At 63.5% G+C, this 18106-nt stretch carries 14 protein-coding genes and 2 pseudogenes; 10 read left to right on the top strand and 6 right to left on the bottom strand.

All coding sequences use genetic code 11. The annotated features are described in order from the left end of the window. Positions 1 to 160: 160 nt before the first annotated feature. Positions 161 to 532 (top strand): annotated as a pseudogene (locus GO608_RS01010) (transposase); the annotation flags it as partial. 336 nt (positions 533 to 868) lie between these two features. Beyond that, positions 869 to 2065, top strand: coding sequence for an IS256 family transposase (locus GO608_RS01005; protein ID WP_169200660.1), 1197 nt, complete (start codon positions 869 to 871; stop codon positions 2063 to 2065). Between the two features lie 153 nt (positions 2066 to 2218). On the opposite strand, the gene GO608_RS01000 is transcribed toward GO608_RS01005, so the two are convergent. The 3 genes from GO608_RS01000 to GO608_RS00990 are packed head-to-tail and all read right to left on the bottom strand — an operon-like array spanning position 2219 to position 6359. Further along, entirely contained in the window at positions 2219 to 4096 is a 1878-nt protein-coding gene (locus tag GO608_RS01000; protein ID WP_169200581.1) for a potassium transporter Kup, read from the bottom strand. Positions 4097 to 4131: 35 nt separating this feature from the next. Further along, on the bottom strand, positions 4132 to 4824 hold the full coding sequence (gene kdpE, locus GO608_RS00995; protein ID WP_169200580.1) for a two-component system response regulator KdpE: 693 nt from the start codon (positions 4822 to 4824) through the stop codon (positions 4132 to 4134). Beyond that, complete coding sequence (locus GO608_RS00990; protein WP_169200579.1) at positions 4821 to 6359, bottom strand: DUF4118 domain-containing protein; 1539 nt, start codon at positions 6357 to 6359, stop codon at positions 4821 to 4823. The genes kdpE and GO608_RS00990 overlap by 4 nt, the downstream gene beginning before the upstream one ends. A gap of 159 nt (positions 6360 to 6518) precedes the next feature. On the opposite strand from GO608_RS00990, the gene GO608_RS00985 reads away from it, so the two are divergent. Together GO608_RS00985 and GO608_RS00980 are read left to right on the top strand one after the other, a co-directional pair. Continuing rightward, positions 6519 to 6764 (top strand): hypothetical protein, encoded by a 246-nt coding sequence (locus GO608_RS00985; RefSeq protein ID WP_169200578.1) that lies wholly within the window; start codon positions 6519 to 6521, stop codon positions 6762 to 6764. 2 nt (positions 6765 to 6766) lie between these two features. After that, positions 6767 to 6970 (top strand): annotated as a pseudogene (locus GO608_RS00980) (transposase domain-containing protein); the annotation flags it as partial. An 8-nt stretch (positions 6971 to 6978) separates the two neighbouring features. On the opposite strand, the gene GO608_RS00975 reads toward GO608_RS00980, so the two are convergent. The 3 genes from GO608_RS00975 to GO608_RS00965 all read right to left on the bottom strand — a co-directional run bounded on the left by GO608_RS00975 (position 6979) and on the right by GO608_RS00965 (position 10189). Beyond that, positions 6979 to 7407 carry a hypothetical protein gene (locus GO608_RS00975; protein WP_169200577.1) on the bottom strand — a complete coding sequence of 143 codons (429 nt, stop codon included), beginning with the start codon at positions 7405 to 7407 and terminating at the stop codon, positions 6979 to 6981. A 422-nt stretch (positions 7408 to 7829) separates the two neighbouring features. Beyond that, complete coding sequence (locus GO608_RS00970) at positions 7830 to 9095, bottom strand: IS256-like element ISAzo34 family transposase (protein WP_169200659.1); 1266 nt, start codon at positions 9093 to 9095, stop codon at positions 7830 to 7832. Between the two features lie 185 nt (positions 9096 to 9280). Then, entirely contained in the window at positions 9281 to 10189 is a 909-nt protein-coding gene (locus GO608_RS00965) for a LysR family transcriptional regulator (RefSeq protein ID WP_169199947.1), read from the bottom strand. 139 nt (positions 10190 to 10328) lie between these two features. On the opposite strand from GO608_RS00965, the gene GO608_RS00960 reads away from it, so the two are divergent. The 6 genes from GO608_RS00960 (at position 10329) to GO608_RS00935 (ending at position 18075) form a co-directional block, all read left to right on the top strand. Further along, the gene (locus tag GO608_RS00960) at positions 10329 to 10880 is read left to right on the top strand and encodes a VOC family protein (RefSeq protein ID WP_169199913.1); all 552 of its coding nucleotides are present in this window, start codon (positions 10329 to 10331) and stop codon (positions 10878 to 10880) included. Next, complete coding sequence (locus tag GO608_RS00955) at positions 10877 to 11887, top strand: fumarylacetoacetate hydrolase family protein (RefSeq protein ID WP_169199914.1); 1011 nt, start codon at positions 10877 to 10879, stop codon at positions 11885 to 11887. The genes GO608_RS00960 and GO608_RS00955 overlap by 4 nt, the downstream gene beginning before the upstream one ends. A gap of 4 nt (positions 11888 to 11891) precedes the next feature. Further along, a complete protein-coding gene (maiA, locus tag GO608_RS00950; protein WP_169199915.1) occupies positions 11892 to 12536 on the top strand; it encodes a maleylacetoacetate isomerase in 645 nt (214 codons plus the stop codon). An 84-nt stretch (positions 12537 to 12620) separates the two neighbouring features. Continuing rightward, a complete protein-coding gene (locus GO608_RS00945) occupies positions 12621 to 14591 on the top strand; it encodes an acetoacetate--CoA ligase (RefSeq protein WP_169199916.1) in 1971 nt (656 codons plus the stop codon). A 77-nt stretch (positions 14592 to 14668) separates the two neighbouring features. Further along, positions 14669 to 16996, top strand: coding sequence for a cytochrome P450/oxidoreductase (locus tag GO608_RS00940; RefSeq protein WP_169199948.1), 2328 nt, complete (start codon positions 14669 to 14671; stop codon positions 16994 to 16996). Between the two features lie 44 nt (positions 16997 to 17040). Then, a complete protein-coding gene (locus tag GO608_RS00935; RefSeq protein WP_169199917.1) occupies positions 17041 to 18075 on the top strand; it encodes a TRAP transporter substrate-binding protein in 1035 nt (344 codons plus the stop codon). The last annotated feature ends 31 nt before the right edge of the window (positions 18076 to 18106 follow it).

Raw genomic sequence — 18106 nt, 5'->3', positions numbered from 1 at the left:
AGGCCATGATGAGGTCCTTGTAGGGTGGATGAAGACCTCAGGCTGTTGTCACGACTGGCGGGAGGCAAGCAGGCGAAGAAACCCGGCGCTGGGCGGGGTGGGCTGCTACCGGTTTCACAGACACCTTGTTAAGGAGGGAAGATGAAACCGGAGATGGTTGATGAGCACAAGACGGCAGTTCAGTCGGGAATTCAGGATTGAAGCGGTAAAGCTGGTCAGGGAGCGCAGCGTGTCGGTTGCGCAGGCGGCTCGTGATCTGGATGTTCACGAGAACGTGTTGCGCAAGGGGGGCGCGAGAGCGCGGCCGATCCGCAGCTGCGTTTCCGGGCCCAAGCGTGATGAAGCGTGAAGAGGCCGAGATTGCGCGCCTGCACAAGGAAGTCGCCAAGCTCAAGATGGAGCGCGACATCCTGAAAAAAGCCGCGGCCTACTTTGCCAAGGAATCGATGTGAAGTTCGGCTTCGTGGCGAAGCACCGAGGGGCCGGGCCGGTTCTGATGAGGTGTGAGGCGCTCGGTGTGTCTCCTAGCGGCAATGAGAGCTTGAAGCAGGCCTTTTTACGGCCTCAATGACGCCGCCTCGCCGTCATCGAATAACTGAATTGCCAAGAATCTCGCCGAAGCGGACGACGGGTAGCGCATCCTGAGCCTTTTTTAAACAGCCTCGGCCAGTTGCAGCTAGATGGAGGTCGGCGCCCTCCAGCCAGCGGACGTTTGCAAGGGCACATGGAGTGCTACGGTGCTGCCTCACGGAAAGATGCCGGGTAGTGTGCTGAGAAGTGTGCAGAAGCGCCTTCGGCTGGAAGGCGCGGGTGGCCATGGCTAAGGTTGATTGTCGGATCGACCTTTAACCCCGTGGAGAGGGCAGCCATGACCACGATCAAGCGTAGTTCGAAGGGCGCGACAGTGGAAGCATTGGTGGCGTCGGATCCGGAGCTGATGAAGGCGCTGATGAAGCAGGCGCTGCAGGAGGTCCTGGAAGGCGAGATGACCGAGTTGCTGGGAGCGGCGCCGGGCGAGCGCACCGACCGCCGTCAGGGCTACCGGGCCGGCTACTACAGTCGTGGCTTGGTGACGCGCATCGGAAAACTGGAGCTGCGCGTGCCACGTGACCGTAACGGCGAGTTTTCCACCGCGCTGTTCGAGCGCTATGCGCGCAGCGAGAAGGCGCTGGTCGCGGCGCTCGCCGAGATGTACGTGCAGGGGGTGTCGACGCGCAAGGTCAAAATGATCACCGAAGAGCTGTGCGGGCACAGCTTCTCGGCCTCGGCCATCTCGGCGATCAACAAGAGCCTGGACGAGGCGCTGGCGCGCTTTGCCGCGCGGCAGCTGGACGAAGCGTACCCCTATCTGATCCTCGATGCCCGCTACGAGAAAATCCGCGAAGACGGCGTGATTCGCGCGCAAGCGGTGCTGATCGCGATCGGCATCAATTGGGAGGGGCACCGCCAGGTGCTCGCGGTCGAGCTCGCCCACCGCGAGAGCCAGAGCAGTTGGAAGGACTTTCTGCTGCGGCTCAAGGAGCGGGGCCTCGCGGGGGTCGAGTTCGTCGTCTCGGACGATCACGCAGGGCTCAAGAAGGCCATTTCCGAAGTGTTGAGCGAGGCGGTCTGGCAGCGCTGCTACGTCCACTTCCTGAGGAACGCCCTTGATTACCTGCCGCGCAAGGCTGACGACGACTGTCTGCAGGAGCTGCGCTGGATCTACGACCGGCGCGACATCCAGGAGGCCCACCGCGACCTGGCCGCGTGGATCACGAAGTGGCAGGCAAAGTATCCGAAGCTCGTCGACTGGGCCGAGTCGAACATCGGCGAGACGCTGACCTTCTACCGGCTGCCGCGCCAGCATCACAAGCACATGAAGAGCACCAACATGCTCGAACGGCTCAACGAGGAGATCAAACGACGCACCCATGTCGTGCGCATCTTCCCCAATACCGATTCGTGCCTGCGACTGATCCGCGCGCTGTGCGTCGAAACGCACGAGAGCTGGCTCGAGGACAACCGCTACCTGAACATGACCCTGCTCGCCGAGCAGAAGAAGGAGGCCCTGCGGCTGGCCGCGTGAGGCCGCCACCCGCTTTCAGCGCCGCTTCGGGCTACGCCCTGTGCGGCGCTGAAAGCGAAATGACATCAACCATGTCGTGCTCACCCAATTTGCACAACTTGACGCACACAACTAGATGCCGGCGCACGCCGTGGGCAATGATCTGCCGCCCTGTTATAGCAAGACCTGAGTCCCCAGTTCGACCACCTGATTCGCTGGCAGACGGAAATAGGTTGCCGCGCCCTCCGCCTGCCGGGTCATCCACGAAAACAGCACGCAGCGCCAGCGAGGGAGCGCACCAGGGCCATCGCCGATCACCGAGCGCGCGACGAAATAGGTCGTCATCATCGGCTCGAATGTGAGGCCGAACCTGGTGACTCCCTCCAGCGCCATCGGCAGGTCCGGCTCCTCACGAAAACCGAAATGCACATCGAGTTGATAGGTCTCGGGCGCGAGCCGGGTCAGACGCAGACGATCGGCGTTGGCGACGTAAGGGATCTCCTCGTTTATGACATGCAGGAACACTGTCTGCTCGTGCATAACCTTGTAATGCTTTAGGTTGTGGAACAGCGCGCTGGGAACGACGCTCGTGTCGGAGGTCAAGTAGACGGCAGTCCCCGCCACTCGCGGCACATCCGGGTGCGGTCCGCAGAGGAAGCCCTCCATCGGCACGTCGATCTTCCGCCGCTGCTCGGCAACCAGCTGGCTGCCTTCCTTCCAACTGGTGAGGGCGACGAAGATGAGCGCGCCAAGCAGCATCGGGAACCAGCCGCCGGCGGCGATCTTGGTGAGATTCGAGCTGAAGAAGACGCACTCCAGCAGCGCGAATAGTCCCAGGCAGGCCACGATCGGCAGTCGGAAGCGAGCGGCGGCGGCGAGCGTGACGAAGATCGTGAGCACGGTGGTTATGATCATCGTGCCTGAGACGGCGATGCCATAGGCGGCCGCTAGCGCGGCCGACGACCCGAACTCCAGCACCAGCAGGACCACCGACAGCAGCATCAGCCAGTTGACGCTGGGGATGTAGATCTGACCGCGTTCGCTGTCGGAGGTGTGCAGAATGCGCACGCGCGGCAGGTAACCGAGGCGCGAGGCCTGCAGGGTCATCGAGTACGCGCCGGAAATCGTTGCCTGCGAGGCGATCACGGTCGCAGCGGTCGCGAGGCCGATGAGCGGAAAGACGAACCAGTCCGGCGCGAGCAGGTAGAACGGATTTTCGGCCGCAGTCGGGTCGCGCAGCACGAGTGCCCCTTGGCCGAAGTAATTGATCAGCAGCGCCGGGCAGACTAGCCCGTACCAGGCAACGCGCACTGCTCTCGCACCGAAGTGGCCCATATCGGCGTACAGCGCCTCGCCCCCGGTTAACGCCAGGAATACCGCTGACAGCAGCAGGAAGGCCGCGTGCGGATGGTCCAGTGCGAAGCTCACCGCGTGGCGGGGGTCGATCGCTGCGAGCACGTGCGGCGTCTGGATGATCGATTGCAGGCCCAATACGGCAAGCGTCGCGAACCAGATCAGCGTTACGGGTCCGAAGAGCGTGCCGACCCGGCTCGTGCCGTGCTTCTGGATCAAGAACAGGGTGACGAGAATTCCGATCGTGATCGGCACGATCAACCGTTCGAACTGTGGTGCGGCGACCGCGAGGCCTTCCACCGCCGAGAGTACCGAGATCGCTGGGGTGATGATCGCATCGCCGTAGAACAACGCGGCGGCGAAGACGCCGGCCCCGATCACCAGCGTCGCGAGCCGCGGCGCGTGCGACGCGGTGCGATGGGCGAGCGCGGTCAGCGCCAGCACGCCGCCCTCGCCGTCGTTGTCGTATTTCAGAACGATCCAGACGTACTTGAGAGAGATGATCAGCATCATCGCCCAGAAGAAGGCGGAAAGCGCCGCCAGCACGTTGGCCTCGCTGACGGCCAGCGCGTGCGAGCCGTGAAATGCCTCCTTGAACGCATACAGCGGGCTGGTACCGATATCGCCATAGACGATGCCGAGCGCCGCGAGCGCAAGCCCGCCCAGACTGCTGTGCGAACGATCCGGTGTTACAGACATGCTGAATCCTCGAAAAAGGCGAGCCGGAGCGGCGGTCACCCCTGAAAGCGATAGCCGACGCCGATTTCGGTGCGCAGATGCGCCGGTTGCGTTGGGTCCGCCTCCAGCTTTTGCCGCAGATGACCGACGTAGATGCGCAGATAGTGGGTGCTGTCCACGTAGGTCGGCCCCCAGACCTCGCGCAGCAGATGGCGGTGGGTCAGGACTTTGCCGGCGTTGGCGAGCAGGACGACGAGCAGGCGATACTCGCGGGCGGTGAGGTGCACCGGCTCCCCGGCGCGCGTTACCGTGCGGTGGGCGAGATCAACCTCAACGTCGCCGAAACGCACGAGCGCCTCGCCCGCGTCCTTGCCGCCGTCGGCGCGTCGCAGCAGTGCCCGCACGCGGGCGAGCAATTCGCCGACCGAGAACGGCTTGGTCAAGTAGTCGTCGGCGCCCGCATCGAGCGCCGTGATCTTGTCCGCCTCGTCGGAGCGCGCCGAAAGGATCAGCACTGGCATCCGCGACCAGTCGCGCACCGACCGCACGAACTGCGCGCCGTCTCCGTCGGGCAGGCCCAGATCGAGGATCACCAGGTCGGGCTTGCCCAAGGCGGCGTCGGTGAGCGCCTGCTCGACCGTCCCGGCCTCGAACACCCGATAGGCGGCGCGCTCGAGCGTCTGCCGGATGAATCGGCGAATTTGCAGTTCGTCCTCAACGACGAGGATCCTGGTCCGAAGCTCGGTCACGACCCGACTCCGGCCGCGTCGGTAAGCTCCGGCTCGATGCGCGGCGGCTCGCCGGCCGACGGCAGCGTGAAGCGGACGCAGGCGCCGCCGTCGGCCAGATTCGACGCGCTGATTCTCCCACCGTGCGCTTCGACGACCGCGCGGCAGATTGCCAGCCCTAGGCCGACGCCGGCGATTGCCGACTCCGCGACGCCCCGCTCGAAGAGCTCGAAGAGGCGCGGCAGGCTCGCCGGCGGAAAGCCTGGACCGCAGTCTCGAACCTCGACGACCAGCCCTTCGGCCTCGCCTGCGACGACGACCGCGATCGGCGCGCCGGCCGGCGAATACTTCGCCGCATTCTCAATCAGATTGAAGAAGACGCGCTCCATTAGCACGGCGTCGACGGCAACGAGCGGCAGGTCCGGTGCCAGCGTGACCTTCACGGGATGCTCACGCAGCGCATTGTCGAGCATCTGGATGCTGGCGCCGATCACCTCGTCGATCGCTTGCCATTCCTTGCGCAGGCGCACTTGCCCGGCCTGCAGCCGCGCCATGTCGAGAAGTTTCTCCACCATCTGGTTCAGGCGGCCCGCCTGATCTCGAATCGCCCGGGCGGCATCGCGCTCTTCATCGGTCACGTGGCCGCCGGCGAGCGTCAGCGAATCGGCCTGCCCGAACAGCACCGTGAGCGGCGTCCGGATGTCGTGCGAAATCGACGACAGGATCGAACTTCGCAATCGCTCCGCTTCGGTCTCGAGTCGGCTCGCCTCCGCAATGTCGACAAAGCGCAGGCGTTCGAGGGCGATCGCGGTCAGCGACGCGATGCCCTCGAGCATCGGCCGCAGAGCGGGCCGGCCGCCGGCACCCGCCCTGACAAACAGGACCCCGTGCCGCCGCATCGCGCCGCCAAGCGGAAACATCATATCCAATCCATTTGGGTTGGCGATGCAGCAGGACCTGTCCGCGACGTCGCTCTGGAATACTGCCCGGATCGCGATCGACTCATCCAGTCCGAGCGGCACTCCGGGGGGCGGAAACTCGTGCAGTGCCTGCGCCGTATCGGTCAGGAAAAACCGGGCGTCGCCGTCGGCCTGTTCGCGCACGAAGGCGCCCACTCGCTCCACGACCTGCTCGATGCTCATTGCCCCGGCCAAGGCCTTGGCGAGCGCATAAAGGGCGTGCGAGCGGCGTTCGCGCGCCAGGGCTTCGCGCGCGCTCGCTTGCAGCCTAGTCGTGAGGTGGCTGGTGATCAACGACACGGCCAGCATGACGGCGAACGTGACGAGATACTGCACGTCGCTGACGAGGAACGAGAGGTGGGGCGTGACGAAAAAGAAGTCGAACGCCGCAACACTGACGAAACTGGCGAGGATGGCCTCCGACCGTCCAAGCGTCGCCGCGATGAAGACGACTATCACCAACAGCAGCATCGCAATGTTGGTCAGCTCCAGCAGATCGCGCAGCGGCAGACAGATCGCCACTGCAAGGCCGCAGACGGCAAGCGCGAGCAGATGGCTTGTGATCGGTGGCAGACGCTTCCTCTCGTCGTTTTGCATGTTCGGCCTTTGAATCCTCGCCTGCAGGTGACGGGGCACTTGTTACGACGGGTTGGAGGTCGGAGTTGCTCACCGAGTTAATTGTGCTGCGGCGCAAATAAAAACGGTGTAAACGAGCGAGAAACGTTTGCGGCGGGGGTCCCTATGGTGGGCCAGTAGGTGGCACAGTTCGACAAGGGCAGAGACCGACGCCCTTGGATCGCCAAGAGCCATGCCCGCACAAGCGGCAGCGTCCAGCATCCATGCGGGCATTACGACGACTACGCCAAAGGAAGCTTCGACGTGAACGACTTCACCACCCGCCCGCTGCTCGCTGTACTGTCGTCGAAGGCGACGGCCATACAGTGGGTGCCAGCGATAAAAGACCTCAACTTCCTGCCCGACAGGTGCAGAATGACCCCGTGATTGCCCTCGGTCGATCCAATTGGCTATTTGCCGGCAGTCTGCGCGCAGGGCAACGGGCTGCCGCCGTCATGAGCCTCATCCATTCGGCGCGGCTCAACGGGCACGACCCTTACGCGTACCTCAAGGACGTGCTCACGCGGTTGCCGACGACGCCGGCCAGCCGCATTCGCGAACTGTTGCCGCATCGCTGGCAACCTGCAGCGTAAGCGGGCTGCTACTTGGTACCAACGATGCGGATCATCGAACCCGTGCGCGCGTCAAAGATGCCCACGTCGATCACAACGCCGGGGCGCCGAGCGTCGTAGACCGCCACTTCGACCTCTTTGGGTTGAGGCCCGGGCGAGATCAGCCAACCACCCGGTTCAACCCGACCGCGCGCTTCACTGCACTTGAACGGCGGCGGCTGATGACCTGCCGGCCTGTCCGGATACCAGACACGGCACTCGCCCGGAGGCGGTAGGTGACCGTCCGGAATGCGGGTGTAGCCGTGCTGATGGAAGTACGAGGAACTCCCCTCATGGCGCTTGCGCTCCTCGTCTCGTTGCTTCCCCTTGCCTGACTCGTCCTTGCCTTCGTCCGCGAAGGCTCCGGTGGCGAGCGCCATCAACCCTACCAGTGCCATCACTGCTGCGCGCTTGATCATTTGGGCCTCCCTATGAGTGAGCGTCCTTATACAACGTAGCACCGCGACCTTACGGCGACACGACAGTGCAAGATGGTACAACTGCCGGTTACTGGACTTCTCGCCACCGCCGACGACCGAAGGCGAACGGCCCGTTCCCGCCGTCAAGATGAGTTCCCCGGTCGCTTACGACGCAGGCCCGGTTTCTGTGCGTCGAATGCGGCTTCGAGGAGAACGCCGATGTGGTCGGCGCGATCAATGTTTTAAGGGCGGGACACGCCCGGTTAGCTTGTGCAGATACTTCGCCTGAAGTCGGGGCGTCAGGCCAAGAACCCACCGAAGCGACTAAACAGTTCAGCGTATAGCACCGTAGGAATCCCCCTCCTTTCCGGCCTCAAGAGCTAAAGTCAATTCTGGTGTATGGACCCGTCCGGCATGGCTGATCAGGCGGCGAGCCGCTGCTGTTCGTGCTCTTCGTCTTTCACGGGTTCGCCGTCCTTGAAGACGACGCCGCCCATCAGTTCGGCAATGCGCTCAACGCCGCGAATCCGCCGCCAGGATTTCTCGGCTTCCTGCACGAGCTTGAAGGCGAGACCGAGGAAGCTCGAGCGCGACACGCAGTTCTTCGTGCGGGTAGTGCGGTGACGCACGGTGGCGAAAGTCGACTCGATCGGGTTGGTCGTGCGCAGGTGAATCCAGTGCTCGGCCGGGAAGTCGTAGAAGGCGAGCAGCGCGTCGCGATCCCTGACGAGCTTGTCGGCCGCCTTCGGGTACTTCGCCTGGTAGCTCTCGACGAAGCGCTCGAAGGCGCTCACGGCCGCGGCGCGCGTCGGGGCCATCCAGATCTCGTGGAGCTGCGCCTTCGCCTTGGCCTGCAGGCTCTTGGGCAGCGCGTTGAGCACGTTGGCGCTCTTGTGCACCCAGCAGCGCTGCCGGCGGGTTTCGGGGTAGAGCTCGTCGAGCGCCCCCCAGAAGCCCAGCGCCCCGTCGCCTACTGCCAGGCGCGGACCGACTTCGAGGCCACGAGCCTTGAGGTCGCGCAGCAACTCGAGCCAGGACGCCTTCGATTCGCGGTGCCCGTCGCCGATCGTGACCAGTTCCTTGGTGCCGTCGAGCCGCACGCCGATGACGACCAGCAGACACTGGCGGGCATCGTCCTCGCCGCGCAGGCTGGTGTGCACGCCGTCGGCCCACCAATAGACGTAGCGGCTGCCGGACAAATCCCGCTTCATCCAGCCGGCGTAGTCGCTCGCCCACTCGGCCTTCAGGCGGCTCACCACGTTGGGGGAGAGGCCCTTGGCCTCATCGCCGAGCAGCACGGTGAGCGCCTCGCGCATGTCGCCCGTCGAGATGCCCTTCAGGTACAGCCACGGCAACGCCGCCGACACCCGCGCCGAGCGGCGAACATACGGCGGCACCAAGGCGGAATTGAACTTCACCCCAGCGCCCGAGCGGTCACGCACCTTGGGTACCCGCACCTCGACGTTGCCGACCGCCGTGAGCACCTCGCGTGCCGGCAGGTAGCCATTTCTGACCACCGCTCGGCTCCCGCCCAGCATCCGCACGTTCTCGTACTCGGCCAACAACTGCTGCACCTCCACTTCAATCGCCCGCTCGATGAGATCCCGCGCGCCGCGCCGGATCAGCTCCTCCAGCGACAGCCCCACTTCCGATTGCTCAACCGACTGCTCACTCGTATCCTTCTTCAAGGCGCGCCTCCGTGGTTGCTGAAAATTTGGTCTCGACAACTCAATTCTCAGCAGAGGCACGCCGCCTCATCAAGCCCTTCTATCAGGATCTGGTCATACACCAGTCTTGACTATATCTCCGGCCTCAAGGCCGGCGAGCGTTAGCGAGAGGTGGGGGAGGATGTCAACGTGGCCTGTCCGCAGCCTCAGCCAGTGAAGTTCCCGTCTTCCACGATGAAGCGGAATAGGTAATCGTGGAAGCTCTGTGCTGCCGGCGACAGCGAGCGGCCGTCTCGGGTGAACACGTAGAAGCGGCGCGTGACCTCTGGCCCGATTAGCGGCCGCATCTCGAGGCGGTACAGGCGCACCAGCGAAGCCGCGTAGGGAATGCAGATGGTCACGCCGAGGCCGGCGGCTACCATGCTGAGTGCAGTGGACATGAAAGTAACGGTTGTCGTGGGCTCGAAATCGAGTTCGCGCATCGCGCTATGCAGGTCCAGCGACAGGCGCTCGGTAAACGGGCCGCGTAAAGTAATCAGCGGATGGTTTACCAGATCCGCCCAGTGCAGCATTTGCAGCGCCGCCAGCGCATGGCCGGGCGGGAACACTGCGTGGAAGGGCAACTCGAACAACAGCGTGGCATCGATATCCGAGTTCGGATCGCGCTCCGGTCCTACGCCGACGTCCACCTCGCCCGAAAACACGCGGGAGGTCACGCTTTCCACTGCGCAGTCGATCAAGCGGATGTCCACGTCAGGATGGTCAGCGCGATAAGCCGCGATTACCTCTGGTAGCAGCGTGCATGCCATCAGTTGCGGTGCCGCTACGCGTACCACCCCCTTCTTCAGCGCTTTCAGGTTTGCGACCTCATCGAGCACGCCGTCAAGGTCGGTGAGGATCTTGTCGATCAGCGGATGGATTTCGCCCCCGACTTCGGAGAGTTGGATGCGCCGCGTGCTGCGGTCAAAAAGGCGCACGCCGAGCGACTGCTCCAGTTCCTTGATCAGGCCGCTGAGTGCCGATTGCGTCACGAACAAGCTTTCGGCCGCGAGGGTGAAGCTGCCGGTGCGGGCCACCGCGATGAAGGCGCGCAGTTGGCGCAGGGTGATATTCATTAGCTGGACAGATAAATTGATCTGAAAAATCTGTTGGAATGATAAGACGCTTTCCAATTTAATGTCGTCAGGGCGGCGATAAGCGCAGCGCACCGAGCGCTGGTCTGTGAGACGACTACAGAGGAGCAAGGAGACAGAAATGACCCCGATCGTTAAGAGGATTCACCACGTTGCTTATCGCTGCAAGGATGCACTGGAGACAGCGCGTTGGTACGAGAAACACGTGGGCATGAAGCTGGTGCTGTCGATTGCCGAGGATGCGGTGCCCTCTACCGGCGAGGCCGACCCCTACATGCACATTTTCATGGATGCCGGCATGGGCAACGTGCTGGCCTTCTTCGAGTTACCCACCCGCAAACCGTTGGGCCGTGACGAGAATACGCCGTCCTGGACCCAGCACCTCGCGCTCGAGGTCGATTCGATGGAGACGCTGCTCGCCGCGAAGGCACGTCTCGAGTCCGCGGGCATCGAAGTCGTCGGACCCACCGACCACGCGCTCTTCCAGTCGATCTACTTTTTCGACCCCAACGGCCATCGGCTGGAACTTGCCTGCAACACCGCACTGCCCGGCATGCTGGAGGCGCTCGACAAGGTCAAGTGGGACATGCTCGAAGAATGGGCGCAGACGAAGAAGGCTCCCAAGCATGCGGCCTGGATGCACGACGGCAGCCACAAGGAGATCTTCAAGTGAAGCTCGCCACCCTCAAGCAGGGCGGACGTGACGGAACCTTGGTCGTCGTCAGCCGCGACCTCGCCCGTTGTCGCGCCGTGCCAGCCGTCGCTCGCACGCTGCAGGCGGCACTCGACGACTGGACGGCCTGCGAGTCGCAGTTGCGCGAGGTCTATGAGGCACTGAACAGCGACGCGGAAGAATGGCAGCCCTTCGATGAAGCCGCGTGCCACTCGCCTCTGCCGCGCGCCTACCAGTGGGCTGACGGTTCGGCCTACATCAATCACGTTGAGCTCGTGCGCAAGGCGCGCAACGCCGAAGTGCCGTCCTCGTTCTACACCGACCCACTGATGTACCAGGGCGGTTCGGATAGCTTCATCGGCCCGCGGGACGCGGTGGTGGCCGACGAAGCCTGGGGTATCGACTTCGAGGCCGAGGCCACCGTGGTGACGGGCGACGTGCCTAGGGGCGCCACCCCCGCCGAGGCGGCAAAGGCGATTCGGCTGGTTATGCTGGTCAACGACGTGTCGCTGCGCAACCTGATCCCGAACGAGCTTGCCAAGGGCTTCGGCTTCTTCCAAAGCAAGCCTGCTTCGGCGTTCAGTCCGGTGGCCGTCACACCGGATGAACTCGGCGAGGCGTGGCACGACGCTAAAGTGCATCTGCCGCTGGTGGTACACCTGAACGGCAAGCTGTTCGGCCGCCCGGAGGTCGGGGTGGACGTGACCTTCGATTTCGGCCAGCTCATCGCCCACGTGGCGAAAACGCGCGAACTCGAGGCGGGCTCGATCATCGGCTCGGGCACGGTGTCGAACAAGCAGGACGACTTGTGGGGCTCATCGATCGAGCATGGCGGCGTGGGCTATTGCTGCCTGGCCGAAGTGCGGACCTACGAAACCATCGAGCAGGGCGAGCCGGCGACGCCCTTCATGCGCGACGGCGACGTGGTCCGCATCGAGATGTTCGACCGTGCAGGTCGAAATATCTTCGGTACGATCGAGAATCGGGTGGCGACGCTCAAGGGCTGAGATGATGAAGCTCTACACCTACTTCCGCAGTTCCGCCGCTTACCGCGTACGGATCGCCCTCAATCTAAAGGGGCTGGATTACGACGCCGTACCCATTCATCTAGTGCGCGACGGCGGAGAGCACCGTACCCCGGCCTATCTGGACTTGAACCCTGCGGGACTTGTGCCGGTCCTGGAAGACGGGGGGCACGTGCTGACTCAGTCGCTCGCGATCATCGAGTATCTCGACGAGACGCGGCCGCAGTTGCCCCTGTTGCCAGCGGTGGCGCTGGACCGTGCGCGTGTGCGCGCGATCGCCCAGTCGATCGCATGCGACATTCATCCGGTGAACAACCTGCGCGTGCTGCAGTATCTCGGTCGCGAGTTTGGCCTGACGGACAAGCAGCGGAGCGCTTGGTACCGACACTGGGTCGAGACCGGTCTGGCCGCCGTCGAGGCGATGCTTGCGAACGATGACCGCACCGGACGCTACTGTCATGGGGATGCGCCGACTCTGGCCGACTGCTGCCTGGTGCCTCAGGTGTTCAATGCACGGCGCTTTGACTGCGATCTGTCGGCGATGCCCACCGTGCTGCGGATCAGTGAGCAGTGCGCGATGCTGGAAGCGTTTCGCCAAGCTGCGCCCGAGTGCCAGCAGGATGCCGACTAGACCCGTCCCACGCTTTCCCACTTCCCGGCGAACCGTAGCCCGGGCTCGCCTCGCGGGCGGCTGCCTCATGAGAGAGTCGCAAAAATGAAGACCGACCAGATCCTGTGGAGACCTTCGCCCGAGCGCATTGCCTCGGCCAACGTCACCGCCTTTCGTCTCGCCGTCGCGTTGCGCTGGGGCGTGAACCTGCCCGATTACGCCGCGCTCTACGCCTGGTCAGTCGCGCAGCCCGAGCAGTTCTGGGAGAGTGTTTGGGATGATGGCAAAGTGATTGGGACCCGCGGCGAACGGGTGTTGGTCGATGGCGACAAGATGCCCGGCGCGAAGTGGTTCCCGGACGCGAGGCTCAACTTCGCGCAGAACCTGCTGCGCTCACGCGACGCGCACGATGCCTTGGTGTTCTGGGGCGAGGACCACGTCAAAAACCGCGTGAGCCACGGCGAGCTGTACCGCGTCGTGGCGCACTTTGCTGCGGCGCTGCGCGAACAGGGCGTGGTGGCCGGCGACCGCGTTGCCGCCTACATGCCAAACATGCCCGAGACGCTCATCGCGATGCTGGCCGCGGCGAGCATTGGCGCAATCTTCACGTCCGCCTCGCCCGACTTTGGGGTGCAGGGGGTGCTCGACCGCTTCGGCCAGAGTGCCCCCAAAGTCCTGATCGCGTGCGACGGCTACTTCTACGGCGGCAAGACCATCGACTGCCTGGACAAGCTCGGCGACATCGCGCGCCAACTGCCCTCGCTCGCCCGCGTGGTGGTGGTGCCGTATGTGCACGTGGCTCATGACCTGTCAGCAATCCCGCATGCGCGCATGCTGGCCGACTTCGTCGCTCCCCACCGCCACGTCACCGAGATCGAGTTCGAGGCGCTGCCTTTCGACCATCCGCTCTACATCATGTACTCCTCGGGCACCACCGGCGTGCCGAAGTGCATCGTGCACTGCGCCGGCGGTGCGCTGCTCCAGCACCTCAAGGAGCATCGCCTGCATAGTGATGTCAAGCCGGGCGACCGGGTGTTCTACTTCACCACCTGCGGCTGGATGATGTGGAACTGGCTGATGTCGGGCTTGGCCGCGGGGGCTACGCTGCTGCTCTATGACGGCTCACCCTTTGCCAGCGACAACCGTATCCTGTTCGACTACGCCGACGCCGAAGGCATGACCCATTTCGGCACTTCGGCCAAGTACATCGACGCCGCGGCCAAGTTCGGCCTCAAGCCGCGCGAAACCCACAGCCTTGCCACGGTGCGCACGCTCATGAGCACTGGCAGTCCGCTCGTGCCCGAAGGCTTCGACTACGTCTATCGCGAGATCAAGGCCGACCTGCAGCTGTCGTCGATCTCCGGCGGCACCGACATCATTTCCTGCTTCGTGCTCGGCAGCCCGGTGCTGCCGGTGTGGCGCGGCGAGATCCAGTGTCGCGGGCTGGGCATGGCGGTGGATGTCTGGGACGATGACGGCCGACCGGTGCGCGGCGAGAAGGGCGAGCTGGTGTGTTCGAAACCCTTCCCGGTGATGCCGCTCGGTTTCTGGGGCGACGATGACGGCAGCAAGTACCACGCCGCCTACTTCGACCGCTTCCCCAACGTGTGGTGTCACGGCGACTTCTGCGAGATAACCGCCCACGACGGCCTGATCATTTACGGCCGCTCCGACGCCACGCTCAATCCGGGCGGCGTGCGCATCGGTACTGCGGAGATCTACCGGCAGGTCGAGACGCTTCACGAAGTAGTCGAGGCACTGGTCATCGGCCAGGATTGGCCGCCGCAGGATCCAAACGACGTGCGTGTAGTGCTGTTCGTGAAACTGCGTGAGGGGCTGACGCTCGACGACGATCTGGTCAAGCGCATTCGTCAGGCCATCCGTGACAACACGACGCCGCGCCATGTTCCCGCCAAGGTGCTCCAGGTGGCGGACATTCCGCGCACGAAGAGCGGAAAGATCGTGGAACTGGCGGTGCGCCACGTGGTGCACGATCGTCCCGTCAAGAACCAGGAGGCGCTGGACAATCCTGAGGCGCTGGCATATTTCCGCGGCCGGACCGAGTTGAGATCCTGAGAGATCCGAGTGGATTCGGAACGCTTCGGGATCCACAAGTTCGGTGTCAGTAAAGAAACACAGGAGGAGATATCGTGATGATCAAGAACTCGTCTCAACCGCAGTCATCCCAAGGCGGATGCCCCGTCCATCATTCCGGGGGTAGTTGTCCAGCGTCCGAGCTGGCCGCCGCCTTCGACCCCTTCGAGGGGCCGTACCAGGTCGATCCAGCCGAGGCGTTGCGCTGGTCACGTGACCAGCTGCCGGTTTTCTACAGTCCCAAGCTCGGTTACTGGATCGTCAGTCGCTATCACGACATAAAGGCCGTATTCCGCGACAACGTTCTGTACTCGCCGCGCAACGCGCTGGAAAAGATCACTCCAGCCACGCCGGAGGCGATGAAAGTGCTCGAAAGCTACGGCTATGCGATGAACCGTACGCTGGTCAACGAAGACGAGCCCGCCCACATGGAGCGCCGCCGAGCGTTGCTGGAGCACTTCATGCCCGAGAACCTCGAAGCCAAGCAGGAGATGATCCGGCGCCTGACGCGGGAGAAAATCGATGGCTTCATCGATCGCGGTCGCGTCGATCTCGTGGAAGACATGCTGTACGAGGTTCCACTGACGATCGCGCTGCACTTTCTCGGCGTGCCTGAGGACGAGATCACGCGGCTACGCAGCTTCGCCGTGGCGCATGCGGTGAACACGTGGGGCCGCCCCACGCCGGACCAGCAGATAGAGGTCGCGCATGCAGTGGGGCGTTTCTGGCAATACGCCGGCGAGGTGATCGAAAAGATGCGTGCCGACCCCGACGGCCAGGGCTGGATGCACTACACCCTCCGCAAGAACGCAGAGATCCCGGAGGTGGTCACCGACAGCTATGTCCACTCGATGATGATGGCGATCATCGTCGCCGCGCACGAGACCACCTCGCTGGCCTCGACCAACATGTTCAAGACGCTGCTGACCCATCGTGAGGCCTGGGGGGACGTCTGCGCCGATCCATCGCTGATTCCCAATGCGGTCGAAGAGTGCCTGCGCTATGCGGGTGCAGTGGTGGCATGGCGACGCGAGACGACGGCTCCCACCCGACTGGGCGGTGTGGATCTGCCTGAAGGCGCCAAATTGCTGATCGTGCAGGCTTCGGGCAACCAGGACGAACGTCATTTCGAAGACGGCGACAAGTTCGACATCTACCGCGACAACGCGGTCGATCATCTGACTTTCGGCTACGGAAGCCACCAATGCATGGGCAAGAACATCGGTCGTATGGAGATGCGCATCTTTCTCGAGGAGGTGACTCGCCGCTTGCCGCACCTGCGGCTGGCCGAACAGGAATTCACTTACCTGCCGAATACATCGTTCCGCGGCCCGAACGACCTTTGGGTGGAATGGGATCCCGAGCAGAACCCGGAGCGCGCCAATCCGGCACTGCGGCAAGGGAGCGTTCATTTCCCGGTAGGGGCGCCGTCGCGCAAGGATATCGCTCGCAAAGTCCGGGTAACGCAAGTCCGGCACGAAGCGGAAGATATCCTCGGCCTGACACTGGAGGATGCCAAGGGTCGGCCGCTGCCGCGCTGGAGTGCCGGCGCGCATGTCGAACTGTGCGTGGGCGAGTACGAGCGCAAGTATTCTCTGTGCGGTCGCCCCGAAGGGGCGGGATACGAAGGGGCGATCCTGCGCGAGGAGGGCGGTCGCGGCGGTTCGCGTCATATCCACGAGGTCGTGCGCGAGGGGATGGAGCTGAAACTGCGCGGCCCCAGCAATCTGTTCCGTCTGGATGAAGAGGCCTCCTGCTACGTGCTGGTCGCCGGCGGCATCGGCATCACGCCAATTTTGGCGATGGCGGACCGGCTGAAGGCGCTGGGGCGCGAGTATGTCGTCCATTATGCCGGCCGCTCGCGTGCGTCGATGGCCTTCGTACCGAGATTGCAGGCGGATCACGCCGGTCGTATCCAGCTCTATGCCAAGGACGAAGGGCAGCGCGCCGATCTGGCAGCGATCGTCGCGGCGCTGCCCGAAGGAGGGCAGATTTATGCCTGCGGGCCGGCGCGGATGATCACCGCACTGGAGGACCTGACGGCTGGCCTGCCGGAGAACACACTGCATTTCGAACATTTCTCGCCCCATCATGCCGGGCTGGACCCCACTAGGGAAAGTGCTTTCGAGGCTGAGTTGAAGGATTCGGGACTGACCCTGTCGGTGGCCGCAAACGCTACGCTGCTCGATGCGATCCGTGCGGTTGGCATCGACATCGCTAGCGATTGTTGTGAGGGATTGTGTGGAAGCTGCGAAGTGGAAGTGCTGGAAGGCGAGATCGATCACCGCGACCTCGTGCTGACCCGTGCAGAACGGGCCGAGAACCGGCGCATGATGGCCTGCTGTTCCCGTGCCAAGAATGGCGGGCGGATCAAGCTCGCGCTGTGAGCGCCGAAGTTAAGGCAAACATAAGTTCAAACGAAGGAGACAAAATGAAGTCCACCCGCAATTTGCTGGTCGGTGCTGCGCTCTCGGCGGCGATAGCCCTGGGCGTCGCGAACGACGCCGAAGCTCGAACCAAGCTAAAACTCAGCCACTATCTGCCATCGGTACATGGCATCCATACCGATTTCATTGTGCCGTGGACCGAGCAGGTCTCTCAGTGTAGCGGCGGTGAGGTCGAGTTCGAGGTCTTCCCGGCCGGTACGCAGTTGGGGAACGTGGCGCGGCAGCAGGAGCAAGTCGTGGCCGGCGTGGTCGATATCGCCCACGGCCTTCATGGTATTCCACGCGGCCGCTTTCCGCGCACCTCACTGATCGACATGCCCTTCCTGACCGATGACGCGGGTGCGGCAACCCACGCGTTGTGGCAACTGCTGCCCGACGTCTTGGCCGAAGAGTACAAGGGCCTGAAGGTGCTGGCCCTGCATGCGCACAACGGCGGACTGCTACACACCAGCCAGAAGAAGGTCGAGACCATGGAGGACATGAAGGGTTTGCGCCTCCGTACCCCGAGCCCGGCGGTATCCGACATGTTGTCCTTCCTCGGCGCTACGCCGCAAGGCCTGCCGCCCGGCGAGGTGTACGAAAATCTTCAGCGGGGCGTCCTCGACGGCACTGTGTTCCCGTGGGATCCAGTCAAGTCTTTCGGTCTCAACGAGGTGCTCAACTACCATCTCGAACTCGGTGCCTATACGGTGTCGTTCTTCTTCGTGATGAACGAGCGCTCCTATGCCCGGCTGAGCCCCAAGGCGCGCGCCTGCATCGATCAGTACTCCGGGGACGCCCTGATTCCGAAGTTCGGCGATTGGTGGGACGCCTGGGACAAGCCGGGCCGCGAGCAAGCGATCGCCGCCGGTCACGTGATCACGAAGTTATCCGATGCCGAGCGTGAGCGCTGGCGCGAGGCGCTGCAGCCCATGATCAATGCCTACATTCAGAAGGTGAAGAGCGAAGGCGTGGCCAATGCCGAAGAGATCTACCGCCTGATGCAAAAGAAGATCGCTGAGTTCAAGACGGCGAGATAGCAAGGATCTGTTAGTCCTGACCCAGATCGGC

Source organism: Aromatoleum buckelii, assembly GCF_012910785.2.
Classification (GTDB): domain Bacteria; phylum Pseudomonadota; class Gammaproteobacteria; order Burkholderiales; family Rhodocyclaceae; genus Aromatoleum; species Aromatoleum buckelii.
This window is presented reverse-complemented; position numbering and strand designations above follow the sequence as displayed.

What these genes read in the sequence shown, in the direction of transcription:
- GO608_RS00975 (WP_169200577.1), bottom strand. Translation starts at nt 7,407, where the DNA reads ATGATCAAGCGCGCAGCAGTGATGGCACTGGTAGGGTTGATGGCGCTC.
- GO608_RS01005 (WP_169200660.1), top strand. Translation starts at nt 869, where the DNA reads ATGACCACGATCAAGCGTAGTTCGAAGGGCGCGACAGTGGAAGCATTG.
- GO608_RS00965 (WP_169199947.1), bottom strand. Translation starts at nt 10,189, where the DNA reads ATGAATATCACCCTGCGCCAACTGCGCGCCTTCATCGCGGTGGCCCGC.
- GO608_RS00940 (WP_169199948.1), top strand. Translation starts at nt 14,669, where the DNA reads ATGATCAAGAACTCGTCTCAACCGCAGTCATCCCAAGGCGGATGCCCC.
- GO608_RS01000 (WP_169200581.1), bottom strand. Translation starts at nt 4,096, where the DNA reads ATGTCTGTAACACCGGATCGTTCGCACAGCAGTCTGGGCGGGCTTGCG.
- maiA (WP_169199915.1), top strand. Translation starts at nt 11,892, where the DNA reads ATGAAGCTCTACACCTACTTCCGCAGTTCCGCCGCTTACCGCGTACGG.
- GO608_RS00945 (WP_169199916.1), top strand. Translation starts at nt 12,621, where the DNA reads ATGAAGACCGACCAGATCCTGTGGAGACCTTCGCCCGAGCGCATTGCC.
- GO608_RS00935 (WP_169199917.1), top strand. Translation starts at nt 17,041, where the DNA reads ATGAAGTCCACCCGCAATTTGCTGGTCGGTGCTGCGCTCTCGGCGGCG.
- GO608_RS00960 (WP_169199913.1), top strand. Translation starts at nt 10,329, where the DNA reads ATGACCCCGATCGTTAAGAGGATTCACCACGTTGCTTATCGCTGCAAG.
- GO608_RS00990 (WP_169200579.1), bottom strand. Translation starts at nt 6,359, where the DNA reads ATGCAAAACGACGAGAGGAAGCGTCTGCCACCGATCACAAGCCATCTG.